At 70.0% G+C, this 6,527-nt stretch carries 5 protein-coding genes; 2 read left to right on the forward strand and 3 right to left on the reverse strand.

Going from position 1 to position 6,527, the window contains the following annotated elements:
* Positions 1–3 precede the first annotated feature (3 nt).
* The 3 genes from ACI48D_RS16820 to ACI48D_RS16830 are packed head-to-tail and all read right to left on the reverse strand — an operon-like array spanning position 4 to position 3,286.
* Positions 4–990 (reverse strand): alpha/beta fold hydrolase, encoded by a 987-nt coding sequence (locus tag ACI48D_RS16820; protein WP_435572386.1) that lies wholly within the window; start codon positions 988–990, stop codon positions 4–6.
* Complete coding sequence (locus ACI48D_RS16825; protein WP_435572387.1) at positions 987–1,796, reverse strand: SDR family NAD(P)-dependent oxidoreductase; 810 nt, start codon at positions 1,794–1,796, stop codon at positions 987–989. Before ACI48D_RS16825 ends, ACI48D_RS16820 begins: the two co-directional genes overlap by 4 nt.
* Positions 1,793–3,286: a flavin-containing monooxygenase gene (locus ACI48D_RS16830; protein WP_435572388.1), complete on the reverse strand. Its 1,494-nt coding sequence runs from the start codon at positions 3,284–3,286 to the stop codon at positions 1,793–1,795. The genes ACI48D_RS16825 and ACI48D_RS16830 overlap by 4 nt, the downstream gene beginning before the upstream one ends.
* An 83-nt stretch (positions 3,287–3,369) precedes the next feature.
* On the opposite strand from ACI48D_RS16830, the gene ACI48D_RS16835 reads away from it, so the two are divergent.
* Together ACI48D_RS16835 and ACI48D_RS16840 are read left to right on the forward strand one after the other, a co-directional pair.
* Complete coding sequence (locus ACI48D_RS16835) at positions 3,370–3,987, forward strand: TetR/AcrR family transcriptional regulator (RefSeq protein WP_435572389.1); 618 nt, start codon at positions 3,370–3,372, stop codon at positions 3,985–3,987.
* Between the two features lie 84 nt (positions 3,988–4,071).
* Positions 4,072–6,522, forward strand: a complete 2,451-nt coding sequence (locus ACI48D_RS16840) for a hybrid sensor histidine kinase/response regulator (protein ID WP_435572390.1) — start codon at positions 4,072–4,074, stop codon at positions 6,520–6,522.
* Positions 6,523–6,527 lie beyond the last annotated feature (5 nt).

Genomic DNA, 6,527 nt, shown 5'->3' on the forward strand with positions numbered 1-6,527 from the left:
CGCTCAGCGCGTGGCCGCCGCGTCCGCCGGAAGTCCTTGCAGCGCCGCCTCGATGAACTCCGCCGTCGCCTCGGCCTGCGTCACGGGCAGCATATGCCCGCCTTCGATCAACCGGAGGCGCGCCCCCGGCACCTTGTCGACCAGCGCCTGGCCGTTCAGCTTCCAGTCGAGGATGCGGTCGTCCTTCCCGTACAGCACGTGCACCGGCAGGCGCAGCTCCGGGTAGCGCGCCTGCACCTGCGGCAAGTGGTCCGGAAGCGCCTGCAGGTCGGCGGACGCCGACAGGAAAGCCGACGGCCGCAGCGAAAGCAGCCCGCCGCCCTTCATCGCGAAATCCTTCGGTACCGGCTCGGGCCCGAACACGATGTCCAGCGTCGGGCGGCTGTTCTTGATCGAGCTTGGCACCGCCAGGGTCCAGGCGACCAGCTTGCGCGCCAGAGGCGATACGATGGTCAGGCCCTTGAATACCGGCGGCACGTCCTCGCGCATGTGGGTCAGCGGCGCCAGCAGGGCCAGGCCGGCAACCGCCTTCGGATGCTCCAGAGCCAGCGTCAGCGCGACCGCGCCGCCCAGCGAGTGGCCGACCACGAAGGCCGGTCCGATGTCCAGGGTACGGATCAGGGCCGCGAGCGACGCGGCCTGGGTCGACAGGTCGGCCGGCGTGCCGGGTGCGCGGGTCGAGTAGCCCGAGCCCGGGCGGTCCACCACCACCACGCGGTGGCGCTCCGCCAGCCGTCCGGCCACCCCATAGGTGTAGTGCGAGAGCTGGCCGGCCAGGCCGTGGATCATCAGGATCGCTGGCGCGTCTGGGCGCTGTTCGCCAAACTCGCGCACGTGCAGGCGCGTGCCCGCCAGGTCGACGAACCGGCCTTTCGGCGGCAGGATGATCTCCACCTTGCGCGCGGTGTACCAGGTGAACAGGACCAGGATCGCGGTCCACAGCAGCAGCACGCCGATCACGCTGGCGGCGAGGGTCAGGAAGGGTGTCATCGCGTCATCGCTTTCTTGAGGAGGTTCCAGTAGCCGACCGGCGCCAGGCGTTCGAGGAAGGCGGCGGCCTTGGCGTCGCTGCCGACCAGGATCCGGGCCCGGCGTTTCTCGATGCCGCGCACGATGATGTCGCCGGCCTGTTCGGCCGGCATGCGCAGCAGTTTTTCCATGGTCTTGCGGCGGCGCTCGACCTCGTCCTGCGGCGCCCCGGCCGGGATGCGGGCGCTCTTCGCGATCGAGGTGGCGACCCCGCCCGGATGCACCACCGAGACCCCGACCGTGCTGCCTTCGAGTTCGTGGCGCAGCACGTTCGAGAAGCCGCGCACCGCGAACTTGCTGGCCGCGTAGGCGGCCTGGCCGGGCGGGGTGATGATGCCGTAGATGCTGGAGACGTTGACGATGCGGGCGTCGTCCGAATGGTGCAGCAGCGGCAGGAAGGCGCGCGTCATCCGCACCACGCCGTGGAAGTTAATCTCCAGCAGCCAGTCGAAATCCGCTTCGCTGACCTGGTCGAAGCTGCCTCCCAGCGCCACGCCGGCGTTGTTCATCACCAGGTCGACCCGCTGGTGCGCGCTTTTCACTTCGTGCGGGAAGGCCGCCACGGCGGCGCGGTCGGCCACGTCCAGGCGGTGCGCGCTGGCGCGCACGCCCAGCGCCTGGGCCGCCGCGGCGCTGTCGCGGACCGCGGCCTCGTCGATGTCGGCCAGCGCCAGGTGGCAGCCGCGGCGGGCCATGGCGAGTGCGGTGGCGCGGCCGATGCCGCTTCCTGCGCCGGTGATGACGGCGACGCGGTTGGTGAGGATCATGGCAAGGCTCCTTCCTGTTCGGTTTTTACTGCGGAAAAATGCATGACGCCGTCGGCGATGCGGCCGTAGCGGATGGTGAGCATGTCCTGTAGGTAGTTCTGGTAGACCTGCCACGGGCGGCGCGAGCCCTGCTGCGGCAGTTCGCTCTTGGCCCGCTGCACGTAGCCCGAGGTGAAGTCGAGGAAGGGTTCCGGTTCGACCCCGGCCTGGCGGCGCGGAACCGCGATCGCCACGCCCTTGCGGTCCATGTAGCGCAGCAGCCGGCAGACGTAGGCGGCGGTGAGGTCGGCCTTCAGCGTCCAGGAGGCGTTGGTGTAGCCGAAGGTCATCACGCAGTTCGGCAGGTCGCTCAGCATCATGCCCTTGTACGACATCGCCTCGCCGGCCCGGAAGGGCTTGCCGTCGACCGTGACGGCGACGCCGCCCAGCACCTTGAGCTTCAGGCCGGTGGCCAGCACCACCACGTCCGCCGCCAGTTCGCGGCCGGACTTCAGCAGGATGCCGGTCTCGGTGAAACGCTCGATGTGGTCGGTGACCACCGAGGCCCGCTTCTGGCGGATCGCCTTGAACAGGTCGCCGTCCGGCACCACGCAGACGCGCTGGTCCCAGGGCTTGTAGTCGGGCGTGAAGTGGGTGCCGACGTCGAAATCCTTGCCCAGCTGGTGCTGCGCCATCGCGACGATCTTCTGCTTGACCAGCTCCGGCTTGCTGCGCGCCACGCGGTACAGCAGCATGCTCTCGGCAATCACGCGCCAGCGCGTGGCCCAGTAGGCGGCCGGTTCCGGCAGCCAGCGCCGGAAGCGCCGCGCGAACCCATACTCGGACGGACGGGTGACGACGTAGGTCGGCGAACGCTGCAGCATGGTGACGTGGGCGGCCTGTTCCGCCATCGCCGGCACCAGGGTCACGGCGGTCGCGCCGCTGCCGACCACCACCACCTGCTTGCCCCGGTAATCGAGGTCCTGCGGCCAGAACTGCGGCTGCACGATGCGGCCCTGGTAGCGGTCTTCGCCCTCGAAGGCGGGGCGGTAGGCTTCCTCGTAGCTGTAGTAGCCGCTGCACATGGTCAGGAAGCGGGTGCGGATCGTGACCGCGGCGCCGTCATGCTCGGCCTGCACGGTCCAGCACGCGTCCTGGCTCGACCACGCGGCCGCGACCACCTTGTGGCGGAAGCGGATGTGGCGCTCGATGCCGTTGTTGCGCGCGGTGTCGCGGATGTAGTTGCGGATCGAGGGGCCGTCGGCGATCGCCTTGCCGGCGGTCCAGGGCTGGAAGGCGTAGCCGAGCGTGTACATGTCGGAGTCGGAGCGCACGCCGGGGTAGCGGAACAGGTCCCAGGTGCCGCCGATGGCGTCGCGCGCTTCCAGGATGGCGTAGCGCTTGCCGGGACAGCGGCGCTGCAGGTACCAGGCCGCGCCGATGCCGGACAGGCCGGCGCCGACGACCAGCACGTCCAGCACGTCCGGCGTGTCGTTGGAGGGTGAGGGCATGGATGTCTCGTTGTTTTGTTCTTGATACTGACACTGTACATTGTCACTTTATGCCTGACAACGTTATGTGCCAAAATAGAGGGATGTCTCGAGAAACTCCACCAGCGCGGCCCTACCGGGGCGTATCGCAAGACGAGCGCCGCGCCCAGCGCCGCAGCCAGCTGATCGCCGCCGCCATCGAAGTGTATGGGGAGCGCGGCTACCGCCAGGCCACCGTCAAGGCGGTCTGCGAAGCGGCCGGCCTCACCGAGCGCTACTTCTACGAATCCTTCGCCAACAGCGAGGACCTGCTGATCGCTTCCTACAATGCGGTCACCTTCTCGGTCTTTTCGGAGCTCCGCCAGGCCGCCGCCGCGACCGGCGCCACCCGCGCGGAACGGGCACGCGCCATGCTGCGCGCCTACTTCGCGGCCCTGCAGCGCGATCCGCGCTCAGCGCGCGTGTTCCTGGTCGAGATCCGGGGCGTCAGCCGCGCCGTCGACAAGGCCTTCGACGCCTCGCTGCGCGCCATCGGCGAGGAAGTCGCGCGCATCGCCGGGCCGGAGGGGGGCGAGCCGGACCTGCTGCTGCAGGCGGGCGTGGTGGGCGGCGTGATCCACATCGCCCTGCGCTGGATCGAGGACGGCTATGTCCCGGACATCGACAGCGTCATCGACAGCGCGATGCGGCTGGTGATGGTGGAGCGCAAGCCCGCGCACTGAGCATGCAGCGCGAATCGCGCGCGCCAGCTCATCCTTTCGTGGCAGAATATTGCATATGCGATAAGGATGATGATGGAAGCCAATATGACGCTGTGCGAAGGACCGGGCGAGGTGCGCATGCTGCTGCAGGCCTTCGACTACCATGCCGCCGGCATCGCCCCGCCCGGGGAGTGGAGCCCGGCCCTGCGCGCCGCCATGAAGCTGATGCTCGACTCGGCGATTCCGGTGCGGCTGGCGATCGGGCCGCGCTTCCACCTGTTCTACAACGACAGCTATATCCAGTTCCTCGGCGACCGCCATCCGGCCGCGCTGGGCCGGCCGTATTTCGAGGTCTGGCCCGAGGTCCGGTCCGCCACCGAGCCGCTGCTGCGGAAGGCGGCCGCCGGCGAGCCCGTGTTCCTGGAAGAGCTCCCGCTGACCCTGAACCGCGACGGCGTGCCGACCCCGGCCTGGTTCAGCTATACCTTCGCGCCGGTGCGCGACGACGCCCAGAACGTGGTGGCGATCTATGGTTCCTGCATCTCGCTGACCAAGCAGAAGCTGCTGGAAGAACGCCTGTCCGACCACAACCGCAAGCTGAAGGACATGTTCCGCAGGGCGCCCGGCTTCATGGCCATGTTGCGCGGACCGGAACACGTCTTTGAATTCGTCAACGATGCCAACCTGGCGCTGATGGGCCACCGCGAATTCGTCGGCCTGCCGGCACGGCTGGCGGCGCCCGAGCTGCTCGAGCAGGGCCATATCGAGCTGCTCGACCAGGTCTACGCGAGCGGCGAGCCGGCCCACGGGCGCGCGGTGCCGGTACGTTTCGACCGTCCGGGCGGGCCCCAGGTGCGCTACCTGAATTTCGTCTACCAGCCGATCGTCGAGCCGGACGGCAGGGTCAGCGGCATCTTCGTCGAGGGCAGCGACGTCACCGAGGAACACCTGTCGCAGCAGCGCACCCGCTTCCAGGTCGAGCTGGGGGACGAGATCCGCCGCGCCGGCGACGCCTTCGCGATCCAGGCCCTGGCCAGCAAGGCGCTGGGCCGGTTCCTGGGCGCGGCCCGGGTCTGCTTCGGCGACTATACGGGCGGCGACACCGAGATCCTGTTCCACTCGAACTACGTGGCCGAGGGCGTGCCGGAGCTGATCGGCCGCCATCCCGCCGCGCTGCATGGCTGGGCGGCGCCGGCGCGCTTCACGGCCGACGGGCGCGCGGTGGCGGGCGGCATGGCCGGCGCACAGCTGCCGCTGGCCAGTGTCGGCGTGCCGCACATGCGCGGGGCCACCCTGTGCTCGGTCCTGTTCGTGCAACGCGCGGACCCGCTGAGCGCGGACGAGACCCTGCTGCTGGAGGATGCGGCGGCGCGCATCTGGATTGCGGTCGACAAGGCCAAGGCCGAGGCGGCGCTGCGCCAGGCCGACCGGCGCAAGGACGAATTCCTGGCCATGCTGGCCCACGAGCTGCGCAATCCGCTGGCCCCGATCAGTGCCGCTGCGGCCCTGATCAACAGCGTGCCGCTGTCGGGCGTCCAGCTGAAACGCACGGGCGAGGTGATCGCGCGCCAGGTGCGGCACATGGGCGCGCTGGTCGACGACCTGCTGGACGTCTCGCGCGTGACCAAGGGACTGGTCAAGCTCGAGCCGGAACAACTGGAGATGCAGGACATCGTCGGCGCCGCGGTGGAGCAGGCGCGCCCGCTGGTGCAGGAGCGCAGGCACACGATCTCGGTGCGGGTCGCGCCCGATGCGCTGCGCGTGCGCGGCGACCAGAAACGCCTGATCCAGGTGCTTGCGAACCTGCTGAACAACGCCGCCAAGTACACGCCAGAAGGCGGGGAGATCCGGGTGTCCCTTGGCGCGCACGACGACCGGGTCGCGATCGAGGTGGCGGACAACGGCATCGGCGTCGCGCCGGCGATGCGCGAGCGGATCTTCGAGCTGTTCGCCCAGGCCGAACGCACCAGCGACCGCGCCCAGGGCGGCCTCGGCGTCGGCCTGTCACTGGTCAAGAGTATCGTCGAACTGCACGGCGGCACGGTGCGCTGCGACAGCGAAGGCCTGGGCCGCGGCGCGAGCTTCGTGGTGGAGCTGCCGCGCGTGGCGGGCCAGCCGGCGGACGCCGGCGCGGGGCACGGCGCCGCGGCGCAGGCGCACGGTCCGCTGCGCATCCTGGTGGTCGACGACAACGCCGACGCCGCCGAGATGCTGGCGATGTACGTCGGCTCGCTGGGTCACAAGGTGCGGGTCGAGAACAGCTCTGCGCGTGCGCTGCTGTCGGCGCGCAACGTGCCGCCCGACGTCGGCCTGTTCGACATCGGCCTGCCGGGCATGGACGGCTACGAACTGGCGCGCAGGATGCGCGCCCAGCCCGAGACGGCCGGGATGACCCTGGTTGCGGTGACCGGCTACGGCGACCGCGCCGACGTCGCCGCGGCGCTGGCGGCGGGTTTCGACCACCACCTGGTCAAGCCGGTCGATCCGCGCCGGCTGGCCGAGGTCCTGGCCGAGGTGGCGCAGGAAGGCGCCGCCACGCCGGGCCGCGCGGCCTGAGATTC

It is taken from the genome of Massilia sp. LXY-6, assembly GCF_051233485.1.
Taxonomy (GTDB): Bacteria; Pseudomonadota; Gammaproteobacteria; order Burkholderiales; family Burkholderiaceae_D; genus Telluria.